We start from the raw sequence: 24,087 nt of genomic DNA on the forward strand, positions 1-24,087 counted from the left end.
TTGCAACGACCTGGGTGTTGTCGGGTTGTCTCAGTAATGGGCCACGCCGTCGCGTCTCACAGTCCTGGCCCACCGCATGGTTACAGCCACTGCCAGCGGCGGCGCCTGGGTGGGACCGAATCGACGGTGGCGGCGCACGGGTGGTCGCGCACGGCGGAGGAGGCACTCAGCGTCGCCCGAGAACGCTTCGCCGTTCGCGTACGAGTTCTTCAAACAGCAATGCCCTGAGGTTCGGCGGTGTCACCTTCGCCCTGGCTCATCCAGCCGGTGTTCGCCAGTGCGCTCGGCGAGCCATGTGGGGTCGCACAGGAGCAAGCCGTCGTCTGGCTTGAGGGGCAACGAGCCGGTGGTCAGTGCCGCGTCGGCGATGTGGTTGCCGAGATCCCCGCAGGGCAGATCGAAGAAGGAGTTCGGCGTCGTGGGTTGGCGTGGGGAAGTTGCCCTGCGCAGAGTGTCGACCGTCAGCAGGCCGGTCGCCTCCCTGATCGCCTCGGTGGTCAGGACGCTGAAGATACGTACCGTCTCGCCCAGATTCTTCCAACCGACAAGGTCAAGTAGCCCGGGCTGCACCTGCAGGGCTGGAACCTCGGCCGCCTGAACACGGAGGGCCACCATTGGCCAGGGCCCGTGGGGCAAGGCGACCAGGATCAGGGCCTGGTTGCACACCGCGTCGAGCAGCCGCATGGCTTCCTCGGCATGTTCCTTGATCATCGCCCGCGCTTCCCACCCTTGCCGGGCCGTAGCGGTGGAGATGAGCGCGTGTACGAGCAACGGCTCGACGAGATGAAGAGCCAGGTCTCGGGCCAGGAAGACGGTGTCCGGGTCGGGAACGGAATCTTTGTCGCCGGAGTTCGCCAGCTTGGCGATCACCAGTCGGGCGCGGGCGCTGTAGTCCACGGGCCGACGCAGGAAGCCGTCACGCAGTGTGCCGGTGGAGCTCGGGCGGGCCATGAGCGAGTCCGCGAGGCTGACGAGCTTTCTCCCGTTGTCGTCCCGTGTCGGTTCCGGCCGGCGGCCGTTGTCCAGCAGCGCGCTGACCTTGTGTTGGAGTAGGCGGCGTGCGCCCATCAGCACGTCCAAGGGGGCGCCGAGGTCGTCCAGGCGGCGGAGTTGGGCGGACTTGGAGAGCACCGCGCTGTAGAGGCTGTTGAGGTCGCTCCCGAGCGTCCGATGATCCTCGATGACGTGTGGTCGTAGATCCGGAGGCAGGACCGGCAGCAGCCGAAAGGTGACGGTGTCCGGGGACAGGCCGGCCGGGATAGCACCGGTGGCTTGACGTAGAAGGATCTTCACCGCCTGTCCGCCCGTCACGGCTGTGGCTTGGGCTCGACCGGAGGTGTCGCCCCACTCCTTGACACTCAGCAACTGCCCCGTGGTCAGCGCCGTGGGGCCTGGTTCGGTGACCAGGACCAGCTCGCAGTCGGCGATCTGTTGGAGCTCCTGCTCGGTCAGCTGCAGCGAGCGTGCGAGCCGGGCGCCGGCCGGGCCGCTGAGGCACCAGCTGTGGACCACCGGCACGGGGAGTTCGATGTGGCCGAACCGACGGCCGCGCTCGTGAGGCATGGTCAGCGTGCGTCCGCAAGCGCCGCATGTCGCGCCGGCGTCCCAGGTGCGGCGGCGCTCCCCGCAGACGCACTCGTCCTCGCGGTCCGGGCCGAAGATCTGCTGGCAGAAGAGCCCGCCCGGCCACGGGCGTCTGGTCCGAACGTTGTAGAAGACTTCGCTCACCACTTCGCCGTGCGAGAGGCGCGCCACGTCGGCTTCGGCCATCGGACGCAGGCCGATCCGATCGGCTTCGAGCCGCGGCATGATGCGGGCAGCGCGCAGTGTCAGGTCGAGCCGACGGACGGCGTGGGCCGGCGAGTCGAGCAGAGCGATGGACCGGTCGCGGGGTGGGCCGAGACCTCTGCCGCCCTTCTCCAGTGAGGTGCGCAGGTCGTTGCGCCAGTGCGGACAGTCCCCACGCGGTCCGTAGATCTCCATCGCCAGGTGTCGGGCTCCGTGCGTGACGAGCCATTGGAACTCCTTGGGCTCGATCATCTGGGCGCTGTCGCTGGCTCCGCTTGCCAGCGGCTGGTGGAGGACCAAGGAGTAGCCGCCTGTGGACCAGGCGCCGGTATCGGGCCCGGCTAGGCCGTGGGCGGCGAGGCGGATCCGGATGGTGTGGCTGGCTTCGCCCGGTGGCGGGGCCCAGGGGTGGTCGGGCGCCACGACCAGGTCCGGTTCGTCGAGACTGCCCGCGAGGCGCCTGAGCGAGGGTCCGCCCGCGAGACCGCATACGACTGCGAAGGCGCCGGACTCGTCGTCCAGCGTGTCGCCGTGCTGCACTGGCTGGTCGACAGCGACGGTGACGGTGATGCGCGTCCCGGACCCGCCACCCCGCAGGTGTCGACCGGGTGTTGCCGGGATCGCGTCGGTCGCCAGGGCGCCGCTGATCCGCTGCGCCAGGACGTGGCCGGGCAGCCGTCCGGGCATCATTAGGGACCTGTTCCGCAGCGCCCTCCACAGCGCCGCGTCACCGAAGAGGGCGTACAGCAGGCGCTCCTCGGGGGTGCGTCGCGTTTCCTCATCCGCTACGGGCGAGGCAGCCCCCACCAGGAGCTGTCCGGGTCGCACTGGCCTACCCGGGGTGATCAGGCCGTACTTGTCAAGGCTCGATGCCTGCTCGGCGGACACGGTCGGCGGTCTTGAGGTGAGGACGGCGCCGTCGGGCAGCGTCGTGCTCAGCTGGACCAGTGTGGGGATCGACAGCGCATCCGGGTCTGCCAGCCGCTCGTTGACCAGCGCCGCTCTGCCCTGCAGGCTCGGTGAGGCGACGACGGTGCACTGCGCGGACACCGCACCGCGGCTCACCAGATCGCCGAGTGCGAGATCCCGCACGGTCACGCGTTGCAGCCGGCTCCAGAACCCGCGCGTGTACTCGGAACTGCTCCGATACTCGGAGCCGGTCAAAGGCCGCCGTCTGAGGGGATGAGTCTGCCCGGAGGGCCCTGCGATCATGTCCTGCCGCAGTTCATCGGTGAACCGGGCGTACCCGTTGCGGTACCCCAGCAGGGTGCGGCGCAGCAGGGCTTCGAGGATGGGCCGGAGCTGGGTCCGGCCGTCGTAGCGAAGTGTGTCCTTTAGGCCGAGGAAACGGTCCCTCTGGGACCACCGGTGCCGCGGCTCCGCGTTCGCACTCGTCCAGAAGACGGTGGGGGTGTCGAAGACGATCTCTCCGTTCCGTTCCCGCAGGCCGATGGGGAGCGGCAGATGCATCAGCAGGTGGCGCGCCCGCTTGATCGGCCCCTGCTCGTCCTCGAGGACGAGGTCCAGGGTGAGCGGTACCAGGAAGTCGTCGGGGCCGACTGCGCCTCGTCGCACCTGCCAGAGGTTCGCCAGGGTCACCCTGGTCCGGCAGGTGGGGCAGACGACGTAGTCGACGGACCCGGTGCAGGTGGGGTCCGGGCAGGTGGGTGTCGTTTCGGTGATCCTGCCGTGCCCCGAGACGGCCGTGCAGGGGCAGGTGTGGTCGTAGCGTCTGGCGAGGCCGGTCGTCCGGCCGCAGGAGCAGCTCCATTCACCGAGCTCGTACCCGGCCAGTCGCAGTCCGGTGGCGGAGGTGTCGGTGAAGAATCGCCCCAGAACCTTGTGCAGGCCGGTGTCGAGCCGCTCGTGCGGGAGCCGGTCGACCTGGAGGAACTCGGCGAACTCGTGGCAGTGCTGCTGCTGGACATGCATGTTCTCGGGGGTGCCGAAGGGGCGCTGCTCCAGGAGGAGTACCTGCACATACCTGATCAGATCGGGTCGGCGCATCAGGGAGTACGTGCGCGCGATGTGCAGATCGGCCCGCAGCGCGTTGACACCGAACATGCGCTGTCGCAGATGCCGAAACCTCTCGTCGAGGATCGTGTCGTGGAGGTCGTCGCCGCGTCCCTCGTCCGCCGCCAGCCGGATGGCGTTCTCAATGGTGTAAGGCGTGGGGCACTGACGCCAGTTCCGCACATGGTCCGAGAGATCGGCACGGGTGCGCCCGCTGGACACCAGCGCACTGACCTCGTCGCGAATGGACCGCATCCGCTATCCGATCCCGGCGCGGCCCCGGAAGTACTGCCGGAACCGGTCGTGGCAGAAGCTGTACTCCTCGCTGCCCCTGTGCCCCTGCACGCCTGGCACGGCCCGCCGGTGAACAAGTAGGAAGCGGTGGATCTCCCGCAGGATGGTGTCGAAGTTCAGCCAGGTCAGCCCTTCGACCAGGTTGTACAGGTCGAACGCGGAGAGCGTGCCGGCTTCCAGGAGGAACCCCAGGATCTCGACGTGCTCGGTACGGTGGGCGCTGCGGTTGAGCTGCTCCAACTGCTGGTCCAGGTAGCTTTCGAGGCCGGTGGGGGTGCGGTCGACGTTGTCGCGGGTGAGCATGCCGACGGCCGCGTCCTCCACCAGGAAGCGCACATAAAAAGGGTCGCCCGCGGAGACACGGTGCATCTCGGCGACGAAGTCGGCATCCTTTGCCAGTCCCGCCGCCGCACCGCCCGCCATCCGGAGCAGGTCCACGAGCGCGGCCTCGTCCAGGCCCTCCAACCGCAGGTGCAGGCCCAGGTCCGCAGGGGACAGCGCGATGTCGCTGAGACAGGACCGATCGCCCTGGGCGCGGCCCGAGAGTACGAGCACCAAGCCGTGCGGCAGCTGCCCCGGCAGCAGGGTACGGAGCTGGTCCGGTGGATCCAGTTCGTCGACGGCGTCCAGTACGACGACCGTCGGCTTCTGCGGCGGACGGGTCATGAGGCCGCGGAACTGCCGCTCCAGGTTCTTCAGCCCTCCGCCGCGCACATGGGCAGGGTCCAACTGCTCGCAGAGGCACTCCAGTACGTCCTCGGGGCTGGTGGGGTCGAAACCGCCGCCCCTGCGCCGGTACGCCTGGCTGATGAAGTGGTAGCGGAACTCGGGGTTCTGCCTGACCAGATCCGCGAGGAGGGAGGTCTTGCCGTATCCCGAGAGCGCCTCCACGAAGACGTAGCCGGAGGCGCGATCCCGTATGAACTCCTTGATCCGTGTCCTCTCGGCCTGCCGCCCCGCGAACAACTGCGTGTGTTTCTCGATGAGATCACGGAAGAAGTCCCGTGTCGGGGGCTCCTGCCACGTACCTTGGCGGCCGGCTTCCACCGCCTGGTCCCACAGGTGCAGCAGCGGATCCGGATCCATTTTCAGGGCATTCGCCAGCGCGATCACGGTTGCCCTGGTCGGAATGTTCGGTCCGTTGAGTGCCTTGCTGACGGTGGTGTGCCCCAGGCCCGTCAGCCTTTCCAGGGCGAGCATCTTGACGCCGCGCGCATCCCGCCGATCCCGTAAGCGCTGTTGGAGCTGAGCCAACACGGCATCGCCGTCGGGTTTGCCCTCCAGGGATCGCACCGGACCTCCTTGACGGTCAGTCATATCGATGAGCGATCCCATACAGATTCGTTCGCCCGTACGCCAGCGTACGGGGACCTCGGCATCTTCGTTCCCGGACAATAGCCCTTCAGGGAACGGAGAAAGACCCATGTTCGTCTCACTGGCCTCGCCGCCCGTGCGCGCCCTCACTGTCATTGCCGCGGTCCTCACTGCGGCCCTTCTCGCACTCCTGGCCGCGATCTCCGCAGGGTTCCTCGCCCGTTGGGACGGAGCGTCCCTCCCCGGCGCCCTCCTTCATGCAGGCACAGTTTTCGGCGCCACCCTCACCCTGCTCTGCAGCCTCATCGCACTCGGGGTCGCCACGCTGACCTGACGTCACACCCTCATGGTGAGTCCGAAGGGTCAAGGACGGACTCGGTCCGCTACCGGCTGAGTTGACCCCACGGTCACACTCGAGAGGCTCCCGCCGAGATCGGACAGGACCTTGCCTCGTTGCTGGCGTGCTCGTCGAGGCGGCTGGCGTGGCTCACGGGGCGATTTCGATACCTGTCAGTGGCGGGTGCCACATCGGGGCGAATCTTGGTAGGCGGTCGGAGCGCGTCCAACTGTGGCTTGCGTATCGCACCATCGAGGTCATCATCCTCGACACGATGGGCCCTGCCAATGGGCGTCGGCGTGCTCATCGGCGGCGTCGGTGGCTGTGCTTCAGGCGTTTACCGCGCCCTGAACATCCCGTCCGACATGATGCGAGCCGCGAGCCCGAAAAGCACCCTGCACACCGATCGCGCCGCCACCCTCGCGCGCAGCGCGATCGCCGCCGTCCTCGCGGGCGGAGTCTGCCTAGTGCTGGCCTCCTTGCTGGGCGCGCGCGGCTACTGCGGACGCCGGCGGCATCGGGGCGCGCCGCGAGCCGTCCTCCGTTCCGTGAGCCGTCGCAGCACTTCGATGCCCAAGTGCAAGCCGCCGGAACTCATAGGCATCGACCCCCAGCGGAAGCCGGGCGTCCGGGGTCCCGAGAGACGAGCGGTGCTGGGTTCCACCATCAAAGCCACATGCATTGAGATTTGTTCACGGGATCTGAGATCCCACAATTGCAGGTCACGAGGGGGAGGGCAGGAGTATGCCCGGTCCCGTCATCTGGAGCGGTCACATCGTGTTCGGCATGGTCACTTCTCTGAACTACTTCGTCTTCAGGCCCCGATGACTCTGACGACTTCGGTCTGCCCGAAGACCATGTAAGCGGGGGCCCTCTGCGGACGCGGGGGATGAGCTGCCCGCTTCGTTGGACTGTGCCCCACCCGCTCCGTCCTGTGCTCGGCCGTTGTGGGCGAGCTGACTTTCCCGGTCAGTTGCTGCTGGGCGGGTCCGTGTGGGTTGCGGGCTCGGGCAGGGGTTCGGTGTTGTGACTCCTGAGCCCGTCGAGGGAGATGCGTAGGAGGCGGCGCCACTGGCCCGGTTGGCTGTCGACGGTCGCCAGGACGGTCTGGCTCAGGGTGGTGCTGAGCAGGACCAGATCAGCGGTCGTGAGCCCGTGCCGCAGGAGGCCGGCGTTCACACAGCGGGTGCGCAGCTCGTCCATGACGGCGTAGCAGTGCTGGGCACATGACTCCGTGGGGCCGCCAGCGGCGGTGTAGCTCTCGACGAGGGCGCGGTTGCGGCCCTGCTTGGCGAGCATCTGCTCGAAGAAGCCGGTCAGCGCCTGCCAGGGGTCTTCGACGGCGGTGGCCTGCTGGTGGGCGTCGGTGAGCCAGGAGGAGAACTCCTGTCCCAGGACGGTGGCGAGCAGGTCGTCCTTGGTGGGGAAGTGGCGGTAGAGGGTGCCCATGCCGACGCCGCTGCGCCGGGCGATCTCGCGGACGTCGACGGTGCCGCCCTGCTCGGCGAAGACGACGCCGGCCGCCTCGATGATCGCGGCACGGTTGCGCTCGGCGTCGGCGCGGCGGCCGCGCTGGGCGGCCTGACCGGGTGCGGGTGTGGCGGCGGTCTGGTCGGCGAGGGTCATGGCATTCAGGGTACAGCGAACTCCACCTTTGCGGAGCACTTGCTCCGCTTGTGCTACTTTCAAGGGGAGCACTTGCTCCGGTTGTGGCGGGAAGGGTCTTTTGGCCTTCGCCTGCCTGTACCCGCCTGAGCCCGGCTCGCCTGCAGAACTTCGGCGGACGGCACGGTCCGCGAGACAAGGAGATCCCCCCATGGCAACACTTGGCTTCATAGGCAGCGGCAATATCGGCACGGCTGTGGCCCGGCTCGCGGTCGCGGCGGGCATCGACGTCGTCCTGTCCAACTCCCGCGGTCCTGAGACCCTGGCGGAGACGGTGGCACAGCTCGGCGATCGGGCCCGCGCCGCGACGCCCGAGGAGGCGGCCCGGGCGGGTGATTGGGTGGTGGTGAGCGTCCCGCTGTCCGCCTACCGGCAGCTGCCCGCCGCCGCGCTGGCGGGCAAGGTCGTGCTCGACACGAGCAACTACTACCCGATGCGCGACGGGCACATCGAGGTCCTCGACTCGGGCAAGACCACCACCAGCGAACTCGTCCAGGAGCACCTGGCCGGCGCGAAGCTGGTCAAGGCGTTCAACAGCATCATGGACTTTCACATCCCGGCACTCGCCCGTCCTCAAGGCGCCGCCGACCGCAGCGCTCTGCCCATCGCCGGTGACGACCCGCAGGCCAAGGCCAGTGCCGCCGACCTGATCAGCCGGCTGGGTTTCGACACCGTCGACGCCGGTCCCCTGGCTGAGGGCTGGCGTTTCGAGCCCGAGACCGACCCCTACACGGCGCCGTACTTCACCGACCCCGACGCCGTGCGCGCCGGCTGGGCCCAGCTCGCCGAAGCCATCCGCTCCGGCGCCCCGGCGCAGATGCCGCCCTCCGACGACCCGGGCGTCCCGCTGCCCGCGGCGCGGCTGCGCGCCCTGCTCGCCGAAACCCCCCGCAAGCTCACCGCCGACCGCGCACTCGCCTGACGCCCTGAGGGCGTTCCGGCCGGGCGCGGCCGCCCTTTCACCGGGCCGGAATCTCAAGGCGGCAGGCAGCGACCGTCGCTACCGACGGCAGACATCCGAATGCAAGTCCACTTTCACGTAGGGAAAAGCTCATGCGAGCAGCTGTACACCGTTCCGTAGGAAGCCCGGAGTCCGTCGAGGTCCTCGACGTCGACAAGCCGGAGCCGGGTTACTCCCAGATCCGCATCAAGGTGCAGGCGGCCACCCTCAACCCGGTCGACATGGGCAACTGGCTCGGCGTCTTCCCGGCTCCGCCGGAGGGCAACACCCACGGTCTCGGCTGGGACATCGCCGGCGTCGTGGACGCAGTGGGCGACGCTGTGGTGTGGGAGCCCGGCCAGCCGGTGATCGCCCTCAGCCGCGCCTTCACGGGCATGAATAGGGCGCAGGCCGAATACGTCGTCGTCCCCAGTGAAGCGATCGCCCACGCACCCGCGGGCATCGACCCTGTGCACGCGGCGACCATCCCCCTGAACGGCCTGACCGCCGCCCAGTCCGTCGAGCTCTTGGGCCTTCAGACGGGTCAGACGGTTCTCATCACCGGCGCGGAAGGAGCGGTCGGCGGCTACGCCGTGCAACTCGCCAAGCGCCGGGGACTCGTGGTCATCGCCAGCGACCTGTCCGCCGAAGGCGAGTTCGCCACCAAGGTGGCCGGCGCCGACGCCTACGTACCCGGCGGCGGGGACCTGGTCGGGGCCGTCCGTGCACTGCATCCCGAAGGTGTGGACGCCGTTCTGGACACGGCCACGCTCGGGCAGGCCGTCATCGGGGCGATCTCGGACGGCGGCACCTTCGTGACCACACGGCCCGACGCCATGCCCGAGGCCGAGCGCGGTATCCGCTTGCGGGTGACGCAGGTCGGCGCGGACGGCGCCACGCTGACGACCCTGTCCGACCTGGCCGCCGCCGGAGAGCTGGCACTGCGTGTGGCCGAGACCTACCCGCTGGAGGAGGCCGCGAAGGCGCACGCACGCCTGGCGGCCGGTGGGCTCCGCGGCCGCATTGTCCTCACCATGGAATGACAACGCGCATCCTCGCCTTGTCGCGCTGATGACCTGCCCGTCTTCCCGGTCCCGAACCGGGCGGCACCATCGTCAGCACCTGCCACCCGGCCTGATGGACACCGTTCTTGCCGCCGGCCGGGTGGTCAAACGCGACACGGCGGCCTGATGGACGTCGACCTGCTGGCAGCGAGGACCCGACTGCTCGCATCACACGACCGGATTGCGGTGGCCCTGGCACTCCCGTCGACGGTACATGCCGCCCACAACCGGAAATGGAGCAAAAGCACGCTTCTACCCGGGCCGTAGGGGCGAGGCGCTGTGACGGCCAGCGACATTCCGAAAGGTCGGGATGCCGAGGTCCACAGCGGCGCTGCGGCGGGTCTGTTCCGCATCCAACTGGGCGAGCTTGTCCTGGGCTCCGGCGAGGCTGACCTCAAGTCCTTCCAACTCGCCGAGCCAGCCTTCGCGTTCGGCCTCGGTGATGCGGGCGAGGAGGTTGTCGCGGATCTCGACCAGGCGGCCGCGCTGGTCGGGGTCGGGGCGGAGCATCGAGCAGCGGACGCAGGCGTGTTCGTGGATGCACGCGGTGCCGAACGCGCGGGCGCAGATGCCGATGGAAAGCTTGCGGCGCTCGAAGTGGCCAAGGAAGGCATCCCACTCCTCCGCGGTGGGCGTCCGGTACTCCTCACTGGGGCGTAGAGAGCGTCGGCGGGCGATGAACGCGCGGTGGGCCTCGATGGCTTCGGCCGGGTAGATGGCGTTGTAGCCCATGGTGGTGTTGATGTCGGCGTGTCCGGCGATGACCTGGGCGATGTGGGGTGGCAGGCCGCTGCGGATGGCGTCGGTGATGAAGATCCGCCTGAAGTCGTGCGGGTCGAAATCCAAGGGGAGGCCGCTGGCGTCGGTCAGGCCGGTCGCGTCCAGGACGTCGTTGAGGCATGCGCGCAGGAACTCGCCGGTCATGTGGGAGGGCTCGCCGCTGCGGTCGTACTGGAACAGCAGCGGCATCGGCGGATTCCATACGCGCTCGTTGTAGTCGTAGGCGACGACGCGGGGGACGGCTCCGGTCCGCGGGTCGCGGATGCGGGTGATGATGGTGCTCAGCACGTCGGCAAGTTCGGGGCTGACCAGCAGGACACGCTCCTGATCGGTCTTGGAGGGTGCGATCTGCAGCAGCGGCACCACCTCCCCGGTCGTAGGCAGCCGGTACTGGATCAGACTATGGTGGCTGGCCTCCAGCATTTCCTCGATCCGGGCTCCGGTGTGCTGGAGGAACTCGATCGTCGCCCACCCCCAAAACGCCCGGTGCTCGCGTTTGGCCATGTCCCGGCGGCCCCCGGCGTGGTCGTAGGCCCAGGTGGATCCGGGCCTCTTCGCGCGGGTGAAGGTCTCGCCGAGCACCTCGAACCGGGCGCCAGCCGGCGCCTCGCGGACTGCGTCCAGGCGAAGGCGGGCCTGGTCCAAAAGTTCCTTGGCCGTGCGGACGACCGTGGGCAGGGCGGGCAGTCGCTCCCGGGTGCGCTGGTCCATGCGGGCCTTGACCCGCTGGCTGGTCTTCTTCAGGTTGAGATCGGCCTCGCTGATGGGGCAGGGGGCCACCCATGGGCCCCATCGGGCCGGCTCCTCGCTGGCCCACTGGGCCAGGTCCAGATACAGGGCGCGCACCGCGATCATCAAGGTGGCCGAGTCCAGGCGGGGGGTGACGACGTCGTACATGGTGCCGTCGCTGCGGCGGCGCCGCTCGGTCTTCGTCCTGGCGCGTTGCTTCCACTGGGTGGCAACGTCCGGTGGCAGGCGCAGAGAGTCGATCCCGGGATGATGGGCCTCCAGGTCGGCCCAGAAGGAGCGGGCCAGGAACCGGGAGATGTTGTCCAGCGTCGCGTAGTCCAGGCCGGGCTGGCGCTCTTTGAGATAGTCCACCAGCAGATCTCGCACCGGCTGGCACTGCAGGTGGTAGCGGTCGACGAGTTGCTCCACACTCACCTGGCCGGTGGCTCTCGACAGGTTGCGCAGGGTCGCCGGAGCGTCGTCCGGCAGGGTGCCCAGCGCGCGGAGCCAGGCGTAGAAGAGGGTGTGGCCTGCTGATTGGCTGTGGTGGGCGCGCAGCGCGTCCAGGTATTCCAGCGCGTCGCCGACCGCGATGTCGGCGAGCGTTCCGCCCTTCGCGACCATAATCCTGATCAGGGCGTTCAGGGCCTGGCGCCCTGTGAGCGAGGCCCATCGCTCAGGTCCGGCCAACGCCTCCAGCCGGGCGAAGCCGTCGGGATCGCGCATCGCGGGCAACCGGTCCTGCAGGTTCATCGCCCGCCGCGTCAACTGCCATTCCAGAGACGGCCGCACCACGTCGGCCAGCACCAACGCGACCAGGCCCGAGCTGACGATCGGGCCGGTGACCGGCCCTGTGGCACCCACCCACTCGGTTGCCCGGCGACACCACTCCTGGCCCGAGGCCGCCGCCGGGCTGGCGTTCCACCGCTGCTGCCAGGTCTCACCGGGGAACGTCTGCAGCCAGCCGAGGATCTGCCGGGCACCGGTGACGCGGCACCACTGGGTATGTGGCACCCGCTCCCGCAACGGCGCAGCCCGCAGACGAGCAACGATGCCGTCGGCGCCGTCCTGCGTGGCCGGCCACGTCTCGATCGCGGGCCGCGGCACAAACCGTTCCCTGATCACCTTCAGTGCCTCGCCCGACAGCCGCACCGTCTTCGAGCCATGCACCGCCACACCAGCGGTCGCGGACACGACGCTCACTTGACCTTCCCGAAGAGTGTGCGCAGGCTCTCGGGGCTGTAGCCCGGCGCGGGCACCACCGGTCGCTGTGCGGCATCGGACTGACGAGCGTGATGGGCCCGGACTGTCTCGATCACCTCATCGGCGCCCGCCTCCAGGTATGTCTGCGTGGTGGACAGATGCGCGTGAGCGAGCACCCACTGCACGTCCGTCAGCGACACCTTCGGGTCCCGCGCCATCCTGTAGGCCGCGGTATGACGCAGGTCGTGCAGCGTCCAGTTCGCACCAAGCAGGTCGTTGGCCCGTACGAACATCGCTCGGGCCGCGTGATAGGTCAGGGGGCGCCACGGACGGCGCAGCGTCCACCACAGCGCCTCGTCGGCGCCCTGCGGAACACCTGCGCATCGGCTTTCCTCCTGATACAGCCGCAGCCACACGAACGCGTCCGTCGAGCACGGCAGTTGCTGATAGGCCCGGCTCCCCTTGCGCACCACACCGAGCAACTGCTGACCTGGTAGGGCATCCCGCCCGCAGCTGGTCAGCAGCTCTTCCGCCCGTGCCCCGTTGAACACCCAGAACGCGACCAGCGCCCGATCCCGGTGATACCTCAGCGCGGCGAACAGCGCGTTGAACATCTCGTCCGGGATCCGCCGCGGCGCCCTGCCCGGGACACTCGGCCGGTAACGGCCCTGCCGCTCCAGCCGAAACGGCTGACCCGGGCGGTGACCGGCATGCGCTCGGCTCGAACGGCGCGCACGCTCCAGAGGGAACGGATTGACGACCGGTCCGCTGCCTTCCTCCAGGTGGAAGTCGTAGAACGCGCGGAGCGTGGTCTCGCAGTGCAGCCGCGTACGCACCGCGTACTTCGGTCCCACAGTCGGCTTCCCCGTCACCGGATTCGGTGCTCCCGGCGGCAGCTTGCCCTTCCGCTGCGGAGTCGGCGCTGTCTCCGCCGTCAGGCCCGCCCGCTGGTGTCGCCAGTGCACCCGCACCGGCTTGTCCGCGATCGCCATCCAGCGCATGAAGTCCCGGGCATCCGCCCGCTCCGCGCGATCCCACACGATCTCCCAGACTGCCAGGAACCGCCACCACCTCAACAGATCCATCCCGTAGGACCGGATCGTCGATGCCGGCCTCGCCTGAGCCTGCAACTCAGCAAAGAAGGCGTCTACCGGTTCAACCACCGAGCCGCTGCCGTCGACCAACTGGTACGGCATCCACGGGTCGGCGGTCTCCACCAACCGACCGACCTCTGGCAGCACAAACCCCGTCAGATCTCTCTCCGAACCACCATGTCCGAGCACGGCCCGGAAGGTAACAGAGTTAGGCCCTGACCTGCAGGTTTACGGTCACTAGTTCAGTCAACGTGACGGTGCCTGTAAGCCTGGTCAGCGCCGTCAAGCGCGGCGGAACGCCGCTGCATCTGGTCCACGTCGCCGGCGGGTGCTACGGCAGGATTCGTTATCGCAAGGTGTGCGAGATCGAGGACCGCGAGGTCGCCGACCAGGACATCGGCCGTGGCTACGAGACGCCCGCCGCCATCGTGCCGGTCACCGACGCCGACCTCGACCATCTGCCACTGGTCACCGCCCACGCGATCGAGCTGCTCGGCACGCTCCCCACCGAGGCGATCGACCCGCTCCGGGTCGGCGCCGCCTCGTACTACCTCGCCGCGTCCACCGCGTCGGCCGCCACCGTGCGGCCGTACGTACTGCTCGTGCAGGCACTCGCCCGCCGTTCTCAGGTCGCGATCGTCAAGTACGCGGTGCGGGGCGACCGCGAGCGGCTCCATGCTCCGCCCCCTGAACGGCACTTTGACACTCAACGCTCTGCGCTGGAGCGACGAGGTCCGCCCCGCGGCCGGCGTCGCCCCCTCCCGCACCGCCGTGGTCGACGAGGAGGAACTGGCCGCCGCTCTCGACCTCATTGAGGTCCGCAGTGTCGACGCGCTCGCCGAGATCCCCGGCCTTACCGACCGCTACGCCCAGGCCCTTGCAGCCTTGGTCGACGCCAAGCTCCACACTCGTCAGCTCGCCGGTCCGGCCGAGCCGGGGTCCGGCGTTCGCAGCTGGTCGACTTGATGGACGCACTCCGGAAGTCCGTACGCGAGGCCCGTGCCGAGCGCGGCGAGGCCGGGGGAACACCGTCGCCGGCCCGGGGTACGGCCCGAACGGCGGCGAGGCCCTGGCGTCCGCGCCCGGGCCCTGATCCGGGCGCACGCTGAGATCGCCGCAGGACGACGGAAGGAGAGTTGCTGCGGACCGCCGTTCCTCGCCGACAGCGTGGTGAGGATCTAAGCCGTCGATGCCCAGGTCGTTGTCCGGCCGGCAGTGGGGGCAGGCCGTGACGCCGTCTGCGAGCAGGCGGCGGGCCTCGGTGGGGTCAACGGTCCGTTGCCGCTTGCCGACCATCCCGCAGGAGCCGGCGTGGACCCGCACGGCCGGACGGCCGACACCGATGCCGAGTTCGACGATCCACTCCGGCGGCCGGGGCCGCGCCCGCCGACCGCGCTCCGCTTCCGCCTGCCGCTGCGCCACCGCGCTGATCTTCGCGTCAATGCGCCACAGCCAGAGCGCATGCCATACACGGAGAGTGCGCAGCCGCTCCAGATCCGGCGGCAAGTCATCGAACATATTTGTGATTCTAGCCCGCGACAACTCGCGTGTTCGATTATCTGTTCGATAGCGTGTCGGGTGGGAGGTGAACAGGGTTGTCCTGTGCCATCGAAGTTTGATCTTTGCCGTCGGAGGTTGATCATCAGTAAGTTCGTGTCATCGAAGTTTGATCGGTACGGAGTGCGGCTGGTCAGGGGTGGAGGCGGGGCAGCTCGCGGAGGCGTACGCGGATCCGGATCTTGGTGTCTTTGAGCTGGGATTTTTGGAGGACGGCGTACAGGTTCGGCGGTCGCTTGCGGCCTGCTGGGGCGTGCGCTTCGAGCGGGTGGTACCGGTGCGTCCGTTCCGGTGGCCCAAGGGCGGGGAGAGCTTCGCGGGCTGGTACTTCTGCGCGACGACCGGCGGGCACATCGGCTACGAGTCGTGGCTGGAGCGGGACCGGCTGATCCTGCTGGACGCCGATCCGCAGGTGGCGGGGATCGCGTCGCAGCCGTTTCTGGCTGCACTGGCGGTCGGTCGTTCAGGAGATGGTGGTGTAGTCGGTGTTGCGGAGGTCGGTGAGCAGATCTGGGCCTGTGGGGTTCCAGTCCAGTCGCTGCTGGGTTTGGGTGCCGGAGGCAGGTAGGTCCAGTTGGGCGAGTTGGAGTAGCGGTCCGAAGTACGCCGGTGCCTGGCGGGGGGTGAGGGACTGGATGGGCAGTCCCATGTGGGTGCCGAGTACCTCGGCGATCGCGCGCAGGGTCACTCCTTGCTGGGTCACGGCGTGGTACCGGGCGCCCCATTGGCCGTTTTCCAGCGCCAGCCGGTAGAGCCGGGCGACGTCGGTGACGTGGGCGGCGCGGGGGAATACCGACGATGGGGCGTGGGGGTCGGTCTCGGTTACCGGGCCACCGGTGGCGGACTGCACCAGGCCGGTGCCGGAGGTGATGATGAGCGGCGCGTTCTTGGGTAGCGCCGCGCCGAGGGTCGCGATGACCCTTCGGTCGTTCTCGCTTTGCTGCCGTACGTCGGCTGAGGCGTCGTGGTTGAACGCCGTGTGGATGATGGCCTCGGCGCCGGAGGCGGCCTTGCGCAGCCGTTGCAGGTCGGTGACGTCGCCGCGGGCGACCGTGGCTCCGGCGCGGGTGAGGGTCTCGGCGCCGGCGTCGGACCGGCTGAGCCCGGTCACCTGGTGTCCCGCGCTGATCAGCTCCGCTACGGTGGCTGATCCGACGAACCCGGTGGCTCCGGTCACGAATACGCGCATGTGTGAGCCCTTGTCTGTTATTTCTCGGGTGTGTACCGGAAGCGGGCGACGAATTCCGTCGCGCCGTCCGGGCGCTGGAGGCGGAACTCCTCGGCGTGGGAGAGCCGCGGGTCGACGGTCTTGTAGCCGTCGATGAATCCGTCGAAGTACGCCTGGGTGGTCGGTGACTGCTTGCCGACGGATCCGAAGGAGTCCTCGGTGCGGGTCACCTCGACCACCTCGTGGTCGTAGCGGGCGAACAGCGCGCTGGTGTGCCGCGCGCCGGCCGAGGCGTGCGCGGTGTCCTGCCACCGGGCCATCGACTCAGGGCCGCCGGGCAGTGCCTGTGCGCGCAGGAACGTGCTCAGGCGTCGTGTCCCGTGCGCGAGTCCGGCGGCGTAGGCGACCTGGCGGGCGCTGTCCTCGTCGAGGGAGTTCTCCAGGCTCGCGATGAAGGTGCGCAACAGGTGCGCGAGCTCGTTTTCGATCGCACGGACCTTCAGGTGTGGATTGCACAACATCTCCATAGGGGTCGTCTGATACGCGTCGACCCGCGCGAGGTCCTCGGCGCCCGGCTGCTGCTGGCGATAGCGAGCCAGCGCCGTGCCGGCCGCATCCGCCCACGGCAGTGCGGTCAGCGTTCGTTCGGAGGAATCGGGTGGGTCGCCGGTGATGAGCCCGAGCCGGTGCACAGACATCCCGTTGTCCATCGTGGTGTCTCCTTTCCGGCGTCACTCCCGTGTGCCAGGTGAGACGGTTCAGGTGAGGCGGATCCCGCCGTCGACGGGCAGCACCACACCGGTGATGAACGGGTTGTCGATCAGCGCGAGGATCGCCGAGGCGACATCCTCCGGGCGGCCGTTGCGGCCCAGGGGCGTGCGCTGGGCGAAGGTTCCGAGTGCCGCGTCACGGTGCTCGCCCAGCGAGTCCCACCATTCGGTCGCGATCACCCCGGGCGAGACGGCGTTGACGCGACGCGGGGCGAGTTCCCGCGCCAGCGGCGCGACCGCGGCCTCCACGGCACCGTTGACGGCGGCGGGTTCGGCCGTGCCGGCGAAGCCGGCCTGCGCGGTGACACCGCCCGCCAGGGTGATCGAGCCGTCCTCAGACAGCGCGTCGAGCGACTCGCCGACCGCGCGCAACGTGGCGATCGCCTTGCCGGCGAAGGAGCCGGCGAGGTCGGCCAGGCCCAGGTGATCCGCGTCGCGCGACGATCGGTGGCCGCGGCGTGTCAGGGTGATGACGAGATCGTCGATCGGCCCGGCCGCGCGGAAGAATTCGGCCAGCGAGGACACGTCCTGCGCGTCGACCGGGATGGCCATCGCGCCGGTCTGGGCCGCCGCGGCGTTCAGGCGCGTCTGGTCGCGGCCCCCGAGCGTGATCCGTGCCCCGCGCTCGGCCGCCAGCCGGGAGGTCGCCAGGCCGATCCCGGAACTGCCGCCCAGGATCGCGATGTGTCGGTCCAGCTTCAGAGTCATCATGCACGTCCAATCCGTTGCAGGCCCTCGGGACGGTGCAGATCTCGGCAGGAGACCAGGACGCCCACAGTAACACAAGGTCTTGTGCACACAAGCTCCTGTCTACAAAAGGGCGGGTAGACTGAGGGACGTGACTGCGACACCGACCGAAGACACGCCGACGGGTCCCGCTCTCGCGGGGCTACTGCGCGGCCGCCTCCGGGAAGTCAGCGTGCTCATCGAGCAGCGCGGAGAAGCCGCTCTCGCCGGCACGCCGCTCTCGCTGCCACTGAGTCACCTGCTCGACGCGGTCGTGGCCGAACCCGGAGTGACCGTGACCGAGATCGCCCACCGGCTGGGCAAGAGCCAGCAGGCCATCAGCCAGGCCGCTAACCGGCTGGAAAAACTCCGCTACATCGAGCGGCGGGTCGGATCAGGCCGCGCGGTCGCACTGCATGCCACCCGTGCCGGTCGCGAAGCCTCAGCTGAGGCCGTCACCCGTGAACTCGCCGCCGAGGACCGGGTTCGCGAGCTGCTCGGACCCCAGCAGTTCGACACCCTCATGGCCCTCCTTGCCACGACACGGGACACCCTGCGCCACGAGGCATGAGCCCGCTCGCAATCCTCCCGCCCAGCCACAGCTTCACCGCCCGGCCCGTCGTCGGCCCTCCGCCACATCGCGTCCGTCGGCTCTCGCAGCCAACGCAGGATCTCCGCTCCTGCGGGTGGCGGAGCCCGGAGCAAACCCCGCAGTCCGCCTGAGGCAAGATCACCGGACTCCATGAAACTCGGGGCAGCTCACCCGCACAGGTCTGTCTCCCAGACGCTGGGGTCTGGGAGACAGCGGAGCGTGAGGCCGGAGCGGACCGTGCGAATGCTGCGCTACGACCGGACGCGAGCGAGGAACATGAGCTGAAGCTCAGGAGTTGTCACCGGCGAAGCTGGCTGAACGGGCGGACAGGGCCGGTCGAGGCAGCCTGGTTGTCGCCAATGAGGCATTCGGCTCGTCACAAGTGCTCCTCATGCAGCCCTTCTGTCACCAGTACCGAAGATCCGGCGTTCCCGGAGGCTGAGGGCGATTCCATACCGCCGGGAGCGCCGTCGATCTCGGGCAATCCGCTGGTGCGGACCCGGATCGCTCCCCGCCGCTCTTCTGCAGGCGGGCGACGAACCTGGCCGACGGGCCGTCAGAAGTCGTACGGCTTCTTGGTGCTCCAGTTCAGCACGTCGGCCTCGCTCCAGCTGAACTGCGGCTTCTGTCCCTTCATGACGACGGAGTAGAAGGGGCCGTGGTGACCGTTCGCGCCGCGCAGCGCGATGGCGAGCGACTGCGCCGTGTGGTGCTTCGAGCCGTAGTCGAAGAGGTTCACCGCGCTGTATGCCTTGCCTCCGGGCTGGAGCGTGATGTGCTTGTCGCCGCCCGGGTTGTCCTTCTTCGAGTGCGGCAGTGCGACGTTGTGGACGTTCCAGTCGAGCACCACGGCCGGGTACGAGGTGACCCAGCAGGGCTTGGTGCCCTCGTTCACCGCGGTCACCAGCAGGTGGTCGCCCTGCTGCCCGGCGAACCGGTGCACCGCGGTGACCAGCATCTCGTCACCGACGCATGGCCGGACGCCGGCCGTCGCGCCGTTGCTTGCGGTCTTGTCGGTCACGCCCGAGACTGTCGCCGGGCGCGCCCCCTGCTTGGTGTCACCAGCGCTGTTGGCCTGCTCGGCGCTGCCCTTGCCGTCCCCGTTGGCCGCGGTCAGGTTCTGCGCGGTGCCGGCGGCGTGGTCGCCGCCCGCCGCCTTCGAGCCGTCAGCGCCGCCGCAGGCGGTCAGGCCCAACGCCAGCCCGGCGGTGACGGCGGCCAGGGCGGCGGAACGGGCGGTGCGACGGGCACGGTGTGTGGTCATGATGAAAACTCCCCCATGGTCTGTCAGAAACGCGGCACTCCCTCTGCTCCGCAGAGCGGCCGGCCGCATCGGCTGTTTCGCTACACCCCATGAGATGACGCCCGAGCGGACGTCGTTCACCCGGATCTGTCCGCATTCGGTAACAAGCCCACCGGGCGCTGTCGACGAGGGCCAGAGCCCGGCCGGCGACTACAAGTCTCGCGCTTCGGCACACGAACTGAGCCGAAGCCCAGGACTTGTCACCGCTGAAGCCAGATGAGCTGGCCGACAGGCCGGGTCGAGGCCGTTTCCGCACGTGGGAAGACGTCGTCAGGTTCCTCGACCCCGACAAAACCAAGATCAAACCGACATGTTGATTCCCGGCAAGCCCTAAGAACCCCTATCGGAATGCGGTTCGGCCGAGGGTCCTGCTGCCAGAGGTAGGTGTGGAGTTGCCATGGCAGGATCCGGCTGTGACGTGTGATGTGTGTGGACACGAGATGCGGCAGGCGTCGGCAGCGGAACCGCGAGCGGCGTGGGACTTGCCGGTGAAGGAGCGGTGGTTCTGCTCCTGGTGCTACGCGTGGACCGAGCTGGGACATGATCCCCATGAGGTTTCACGGCCGCAGTACCAGCCCATGTACGGGCGCTGGGAGCGGGCGGAATCACCGAGCCTCCCTGAGAACGTGGCCCATGCCTATGACACGGCCTACGCCTACACAGGTTCCGGCGCGACCCTGTGCGGCATAGAACACGAGGATCTCTCGGTCTCTCCGTACTGGTGGATGCCGGATCGGAGCAACGCGTGTGGCGCCTGCAAGGAGGCCGCGGCCGTCATTGACCAGCGCTGGCCATTGGAAATGCGTCGCGGGAATCGTGTTAATCCCGCGCCTCCCCCCGGTTCCTGCTGGCCCCCCTTCTAGGGTTGCCCACGCAACGACCTGAGCCGCCTCCAGCAGATCAACGCGCACGCGAGTCTGAGGAAGGCTTCGTGGATGTCGTCGCGTATCTCCCAGCGGATGCGTAGACGGCGGAACCAGTGCAGGTGGGCGAACGTGCGCTCTACGACCCAGCGCTGAGTGCCCAGGCCGGAGCCGTGCTCGGTACCACGGCGAGCGATCACTGGCTTCACCCCGAGGTCCCAGACCAGGCGGCGGTACTTGTCGTGGTCGTAACCCCGATCACCCAGCACCACGTCCGGGCGGCGCCGGGGCCGGCCGCGTTTGCCCCGCACCGGCGGCACGGCCTGCAGCAGCGGGATGAGCTGGGTGACGTCGTTGCGATTGCCGCCGGTCAGGGTGGCGGCGAGCGGGATGCCGGTGGCATCGGTGATCAGGTGGTGCTTGCTGCCCGTTCTGCCCCGGTCGACAGGGCTTCGTCCGGTCTTGGCTCCCCCTTTAACGCGCGGATGTGGGAGCCGTCGACGGCCGCCCGGGAGAAGTCCAGGACGCCGCTGACCGCGGCTGCCTGTACCCGACCATCAGCAACCGCGCACCTGTGATGGCGGCCGCCCGCCGCGAGCAGCTGTACGACAACCTCGACGCGGCTGTGGGGGAGCAGTGGTGACGTCGGCTCAGGATGCCGCGGAGCGGGTTGTCGCACTCCTGGGCTGGGTCGGCGATGTTCGTATCGTGCCGGAGGGATCCGAGGTTCGCATCGTGCGCGGCGCGCAGGCCTGGTGGCTCGCCATCGCGGTGGACCAGGCCGCGGGTGCCGCCCTGGCGTCTACCGGGGGGAGCTGGCTTGCGGTTGCCGTTCGACGGCCGGTCCCCGGAAGTCACCCGTCGGCGTCTCGTGGAACGCGCCGACGCTGACGAGCCGTGGAACGACAGTGACGGCCCGTCAGTGCGGGCGTCACCGCCTCCTGGCTCGGTCGCCTACGGCTGATCAGCAGGAGTACGGTGCCGGACCACCCCAGTTCGCGCCGTTCGCGTACGCATGCCAGGTGCCCCACGCGGCGGCGCAGCTGACCTGCGCGTAGGCGATGAACGTGTCCGGGTTGGCATCGTGGATGTACATCCCCGGCGAGTCGACGTCTTTGACGGCCGTCGAGACGGGGCCAGTCACCTGGCCGCCGTTGCTCCACGAATTGATGCTCACGAACACGGTGTCGCTCCGGTAGGGCCCCTGCTGGTAGGCCGTGGCCCACTGGAAGTGCGCCCAGGTGTAGCCGTTGCAGGTGTTGTACACCTGCTCGACCTGGCCGGCGTACATCCCGTGCAGGTTGACGTTGCCCGGCGAGCCGATGTTGATGTAGCCGCAACTGGCCGTAGCCGCTTGCGCGGTGCCGACGGCCCCGAGGCCGACACCGGCCGCGGCAAGCGCTGCCGCGGTGAGAGTGCGGGCGGTGCGTGTGAACATGGTTCCCCCTGAAGTGTGCCCGAGCTTCGAGCATGGTCCCCGAATCGCTTCATGTGAAGAGCACCTCGGCCGGCAAGGAGGTCAGCCTGCCGGGCGGCCGAGTGGGAGGAGGTGCTGGAGGGGTTGGTCGCCTCCCGGTTCGATGCTCGACTATCCAGTGAGCCTTTGCCAACCTCACGTTGAGGGTGCGTGATGGAGAAGACTGCAGTGCTTCCTCGCATATGGTTGCCCGACTGCGTCGTGGCGTCGGCGCGGTACCAGTGATCAGCTGCGGTGTTTGGCGCTGCTGTCAGTGATCGCTCGGAACAGCTCGCGAGCCCGCTCGCAGAACTGCTCGACCTCCGTGATGTCTGGCTCGTCACCGTCCGCCAGCATCCGGGCCTGGAGCTGCTCGGAGCGCAGCCCGCCGTAGCGGGCCCGCACCTCAGCGGTCACCGGCTGGATCGCGATGTGCAGGTGCTTGCGCGCGTCGCGGCCGTGTGACCACATGCAGACGTAGGTCTGCTCGGGTCGGCACAACGTCTCCACGACGCGAGCGGTATCGCGCAGCAGGGGGCCGAGTTCCGCCGCCGTGTCGTCGAGTTCGGCGATGGCCACGACGTGCTCTCGCGGACCGACGATCAAGGTGCCGAGATTCATCGGGCCGACGACGTGGTTCACGACCCAAGCAGAGGTTTCGCGCAGGACACCCCCGGGCAACTCCCGGCGTCCGGTCAGAAGGTCACACCCAAGACAGCCCGTCACATCCACGCGCCCCAGCCTATACAGAGCCCGCAGCGATGATGTCGACGGCCAACTTGGTTGATGGATCCGCCGGTTGGCCTGCGTACGCGACGAGGCTCCTGGTAGACGGGTTCACGACCAAGATCGCCCGTGCCGCCAGGAGCTTCCCGGGAGTACGGCGTCGTCGTGCACGGGGACCGGCCCGCAACGCGCTCAAGCGCAGCCCATAGGGCGAGGTACTGCACAGAGTTGTAAGGCACGATCAGGCCCTGTCCGGGGTCCGTGGACTGGGTGCGTAGGATTCGCGGCTGATGGATCACTGGGAGGGGACAGCATGAGAACACGTATACGTGCCGCCGCGGTTGCAGCCGCCGTGGCACTGGGGTCGGTGCCGCTGAGCGCGGGCATAGCGTCCGCGGCCCCGGCTGGCAAGCAGGTGTCCGCGCCTCACCAGATCGGGACGTTGCAGGAGTGGGCGAGCGGCATCCCGAAGTCATTGCACCGGGGCGCCACGATCCGCCTCACCATGTCCTACACGCAGAGGTCCCGGGACGTCCTGGCCCCGGCTGGCTTCGCGTTGTCCTTGTGGAACTTCGCCGCCCCGGGCTTCAAGCAGATGCGGGGGATCTCCGCCATGTGGTGGAATCCGGTGCACCACCGCTGGGAGAAGGCCAGCTACTACGAATCGAACGGGCTGATCGGTCTCAATCTTCCCGGCTACTCGCCCACGGTGAAGGTCGCCTCCGGCAAGGTCGGCCACGTCTACCTGCAAGTCACCTTCAGCAAGACCGCCTATACGGGCACGTGGCACTTCGAGCCGATGGTGGATTCCTACTGGCTGCTCACCCCGATGGGCACCTACGACGACAACTACCTCGGCGACAGCAGGAGCCAGTACACCTCCACCCTGCGCGCATGAGTGGATCGCGCTGGCTGGCCGTCGTGCTCCGTAGGCAGGTTCTGTGATTTCCGGTCTTGCTGCTGGGGTAGTGTGCCGAGCGTGTTCGTGGCGTTCCCGTCGCGCCGCCTGCGGCGGTGCGCCACGCATACGGCCGGCCGCCGCCGTTACAAGGCGGAGCCGGTGGTGCTCGGCCTCGTAACGTGAGGCTGCGGGGCGGCGGAGGGCTCCTCGTTCTCGGGATCTCCACGCGACTGGAGCACGGCGAGGAGGTGCTCGACCGGATCTCCTCCGTCGACCGGTCGGTGGTCGACCTTGACCAGGTGCGCAAGCTGATCCGCGAGCGTGTCACCCCGGCGCCGCGCGGCATGAACGTCGGCTGGTCCGACGACGAACAGTCCCGTGTGGTCTTCATCGACATCCCGCGGCAGGCGCCGGGCACAGTCTTCGTCGTCGCCGCCCCGGCCGGCAAGCAGGGCCAGATCCCAGCCCATACCGTCGCCGTCCCGGTCCGTGACGCAGACGGAACCTACTCGTTGCCCCGCACGGAGATCCAGCGCCTGCTGTCCATGGGGATCGCGGAGCTGGGTCCGTCAGCACCGTCGTGCCGCTCAACACATCTCCCAAGTCCGTGGTTGCACCGGAGAGACATAATCACCCCGGCAGATTCCACGTAACTTTTAGGTTGACGTGGCCCTCGACGATGCCCGAGCTCCACGGCAAGGTGAGGCCGGCGGTGACGGCTTGCAAGTCGAGGCACAGGCACTGTGCGAAGGATCGGAGGAGGCCGGTGCGTTGCGCTCGGCCTCGCGGATCCACTCCAACAAC

At 68.7% G+C, this 24,087-nt stretch carries 19 protein-coding genes and 3 pseudogenes; 9 read left to right on the plus strand and 13 right to left on the minus strand.

The features are described from left to right. Positions 1-240 precede the first annotated feature (240 nt). The 3 genes from O1G22_RS42930 to O1G22_RS42940 form a co-directional block, all read right to left on the minus strand. On the minus strand, positions 241-4,056 hold the full coding sequence (locus O1G22_RS42930; protein WP_270086257.1) for a hypothetical protein: 3,816 nt from the start codon (positions 4,054-4,056) through the stop codon (positions 241-243). 3 nt (positions 4,057-4,059) lie between these two features. Then, a complete protein-coding gene (locus tag O1G22_RS42935) occupies positions 4,060-5,388 on the minus strand; it encodes a helix-turn-helix domain-containing protein (protein ID WP_270086258.1) in 1,329 nt (442 codons plus the stop codon). 1,327 nt (positions 5,389-6,715) lie between these two features. Further along, positions 6,716-7,372 (minus strand): TetR/AcrR family transcriptional regulator, encoded by a 657-nt coding sequence (locus O1G22_RS42940; RefSeq protein WP_270086259.1) that lies wholly within the window; start codon positions 7,370-7,372, stop codon positions 6,716-6,718. A gap of 190 nt (positions 7,373-7,562) precedes the next feature. Between O1G22_RS42940 and O1G22_RS42945 the strand changes: the two genes are divergently transcribed. Further along, positions 7,563-8,333, plus strand: a complete 771-nt coding sequence (locus O1G22_RS42945; protein WP_270086260.1) for an NADPH-dependent F420 reductase — start codon at positions 7,563-7,565, stop codon at positions 8,331-8,333. A gap of 131 nt (positions 8,334-8,464) precedes the next feature. After that, on the plus strand, positions 8,465-9,394 hold the full coding sequence (locus O1G22_RS42950) for an NADP-dependent oxidoreductase (protein WP_270086261.1): 930 nt from the start codon (positions 8,465-8,467) through the stop codon (positions 9,392-9,394). A 273-nt stretch (positions 9,395-9,667) separates the two neighbouring features. Here O1G22_RS42950 and O1G22_RS42955 read toward each other — a convergent pair whose 3' ends face one another. Further along, complete coding sequence (locus tag O1G22_RS42955; RefSeq protein ID WP_270086262.1) at positions 9,668-12,118, minus strand: site-specific integrase; 2,451 nt, start codon at positions 12,116-12,118, stop codon at positions 9,668-9,670. A 5-nt stretch (positions 12,119-12,123) separates the two neighbouring features. Further along, positions 12,124-13,344 (minus strand): tyrosine-type recombinase/integrase, encoded by a 1,221-nt coding sequence (locus O1G22_RS42960; RefSeq protein ID WP_270086689.1) that lies wholly within the window; start codon positions 13,342-13,344, stop codon positions 12,124-12,126. Between the two features lie 128 nt (positions 13,345-13,472). Here O1G22_RS42960 and O1G22_RS42965 point away from each other — a divergent pair, with 128 nt between their 5' ends. Both O1G22_RS42965 and O1G22_RS42970 read left to right on the plus strand, forming a co-directional pair. Next, the gene (locus O1G22_RS42965) at positions 13,473-14,036 is read left to right on the plus strand and encodes a Ku protein (RefSeq protein WP_270086263.1); all 564 of its coding nucleotides are present in this window, start codon (positions 13,473-13,475) and stop codon (positions 14,034-14,036) included. Further along, positions 13,993-14,187, plus strand: a complete 195-nt coding sequence (locus O1G22_RS42970) for a Ku family protein (RefSeq protein ID WP_270086722.1) — start codon at positions 13,993-13,995, stop codon at positions 14,185-14,187. Before O1G22_RS42965 ends, O1G22_RS42970 begins: the two co-directional genes overlap by 44 nt. Positions 14,188-14,424: 237 nt before the next feature. On the opposite strand, the pseudogene O1G22_RS42975 reads toward O1G22_RS42970, so the two are convergent. Next, a pseudogene (locus O1G22_RS42975) lies at positions 14,425-14,739 on the minus strand (DUF6233 domain-containing protein); the annotation flags it as partial. Between the two features lie 178 nt (positions 14,740-14,917). Between O1G22_RS42975 and O1G22_RS45095 the strand changes: the two are divergent. Continuing rightward, a pseudogene (locus O1G22_RS45095) lies at positions 14,918-15,233 on the plus strand (TnsA-like heteromeric transposase endonuclease subunit); the annotation flags it as partial. A gap of 8 nt (positions 15,234-15,241) precedes the next feature. Here the strand turns inward: O1G22_RS45095 and O1G22_RS42980 are convergent. Genes O1G22_RS42980 through O1G22_RS42990 form a run of 3 tightly spaced genes read right to left on the minus strand, consistent with a single transcriptional unit; the run spans position 15,242 to position 17,427 of the window. Further along, positions 15,242-15,967 (minus strand): NAD-dependent epimerase/dehydratase family protein, encoded by a 726-nt coding sequence (locus O1G22_RS42980; protein ID WP_270086264.1) that lies wholly within the window; start codon positions 15,965-15,967, stop codon positions 15,242-15,244. Between the two features lie 17 nt (positions 15,968-15,984). Next, entirely contained in the window at positions 15,985-16,656 is a 672-nt protein-coding gene (locus tag O1G22_RS42985; protein ID WP_270086265.1) for a hypothetical protein, read from the minus strand. A 48-nt stretch (positions 16,657-16,704) separates the two neighbouring features. Continuing rightward, positions 16,705-17,427 (minus strand): SDR family oxidoreductase, encoded by a 723-nt coding sequence (locus tag O1G22_RS42990; RefSeq protein ID WP_270086266.1) that lies wholly within the window; start codon positions 17,425-17,427, stop codon positions 16,705-16,707. Positions 17,428-17,635: 208 nt separating this feature from the next. On the opposite strand from O1G22_RS42990, the gene O1G22_RS42995 reads away from it, so the two are divergent. After that, on the plus strand, positions 17,636-18,013 hold the full coding sequence (locus O1G22_RS42995) for a MarR family winged helix-turn-helix transcriptional regulator (RefSeq protein WP_270086267.1): 378 nt from the start codon (positions 17,636-17,638) through the stop codon (positions 18,011-18,013). Positions 18,014-18,590: 577 nt separating this feature from the next. Here O1G22_RS42995 and O1G22_RS43000 read toward each other — a convergent pair. Then, positions 18,591-19,298 carry a DUF4232 domain-containing protein gene (locus O1G22_RS43000; RefSeq protein ID WP_270086268.1) on the minus strand — a complete coding sequence of 236 codons (708 nt, stop codon included), beginning with the start codon at positions 19,296-19,298 and terminating at the stop codon, positions 18,591-18,593. 898 nt (positions 19,299-20,196) lie between these two features. Beyond that, positions 20,197-20,732, minus strand: a pseudogene (locus O1G22_RS43005) (IS5 family transposase); the annotation flags it as partial. Here O1G22_RS43005 and O1G22_RS43010 point away from each other — a divergent pair. Next, the gene (locus O1G22_RS43010) at positions 20,688-20,843 is read left to right on the plus strand and encodes a hypothetical protein (RefSeq protein WP_270086723.1); all 156 of its coding nucleotides are present in this window, start codon (positions 20,688-20,690) and stop codon (positions 20,841-20,843) included. The pseudogene O1G22_RS43005 and the gene O1G22_RS43010 sit on opposite strands and share 45 nt — an antisense overlap. A 321-nt stretch (positions 20,844-21,164) precedes the next feature. On the opposite strand, the gene O1G22_RS43015 is transcribed toward O1G22_RS43010, so the two are convergent. Further along, positions 21,165-21,638: a hypothetical protein gene (locus O1G22_RS43015; protein WP_270086269.1), complete on the minus strand. Its 474-nt coding sequence runs from the start codon at positions 21,636-21,638 to the stop codon at positions 21,165-21,167. Between the two features lie 264 nt (positions 21,639-21,902). Further along, complete coding sequence (locus O1G22_RS43020; protein WP_270086270.1) at positions 21,903-22,388, minus strand: HIT family protein; 486 nt, start codon at positions 22,386-22,388, stop codon at positions 21,903-21,905. Positions 22,389-22,695: 307 nt separating this feature from the next. Here O1G22_RS43020 and O1G22_RS43025 point away from each other — a divergent pair, with 307 nt between their 5' ends. Together O1G22_RS43025 and O1G22_RS43030 are read left to right on the plus strand one after the other, a co-directional pair. After that, positions 22,696-23,280 (plus strand): hypothetical protein, encoded by a 585-nt coding sequence (locus O1G22_RS43025; RefSeq protein ID WP_270086271.1) that lies wholly within the window; start codon positions 22,696-22,698, stop codon positions 23,278-23,280. A gap of 251 nt (positions 23,281-23,531) precedes the next feature. Continuing rightward, positions 23,532-23,936 carry a hypothetical protein gene (locus O1G22_RS43030; RefSeq protein ID WP_270086272.1) on the plus strand — a complete coding sequence of 135 codons (405 nt, stop codon included), beginning with the start codon at positions 23,532-23,534 and terminating at the stop codon, positions 23,934-23,936. Positions 23,937-24,087 lie beyond the last annotated feature (151 nt).

Source organism: Streptomyces camelliae, assembly GCF_027625935.1.
Classification (GTDB): Bacteria; Actinomycetota; Actinomycetes; order Streptomycetales; family Streptomycetaceae; genus Streptomyces; species Streptomyces camelliae.

Bases quoted from the DNA above. Each gene is read 5' to 3' on its own strand.
- O1G22_RS42930 (WP_270086257.1), bottom strand. From the start codon at position 4,056: ATGCGGTCCATTCGCGACGAGGTCAGTGCGCTGGTGTCCAGCGGGCGC.
- O1G22_RS42940 (WP_270086259.1), bottom strand. From the start codon at position 7,372: ATGACCCTCGCCGACCAGACCGCCGCCACACCCGCACCCGGTCAGGCC.
- O1G22_RS42945 (WP_270086260.1), top strand. From the start codon at position 7,563: ATGGCAACACTTGGCTTCATAGGCAGCGGCAATATCGGCACGGCTGTG.
- O1G22_RS42950 (WP_270086261.1), top strand. From the start codon at position 8,465: ATGCGAGCAGCTGTACACCGTTCCGTAGGAAGCCCGGAGTCCGTCGAG.
- O1G22_RS42980 (WP_270086264.1), bottom strand. From the start codon at position 15,967: ATGCGCGTATTCGTGACCGGAGCCACCGGGTTCGTCGGATCAGCCACC.
- O1G22_RS42985 (WP_270086265.1), bottom strand. From the start codon at position 16,656: ATGGACAACGGGATGTCTGTGCACCGGCTCGGGCTCATCACCGGCGAC.
- O1G22_RS42990 (WP_270086266.1), bottom strand. From the start codon at position 17,427: ATGATGACTCTGAAGCTGGACCGACACATCGCGATCCTGGGCGGCAGT.
- O1G22_RS43000 (WP_270086268.1), bottom strand. From the start codon at position 19,298: ATGACCACACACCGTGCCCGTCGCACCGCCCGTTCCGCCGCCCTGGCC.
- O1G22_RS43015 (WP_270086269.1), bottom strand. From the start codon at position 21,638: ATGTTCACACGCACCGCCCGCACTCTCACCGCGGCAGCGCTTGCCGCG.
- O1G22_RS43025 (WP_270086271.1), top strand. From the start codon at position 22,696: ATGAGAACACGTATACGTGCCGCCGCGGTTGCAGCCGCCGTGGCACTG.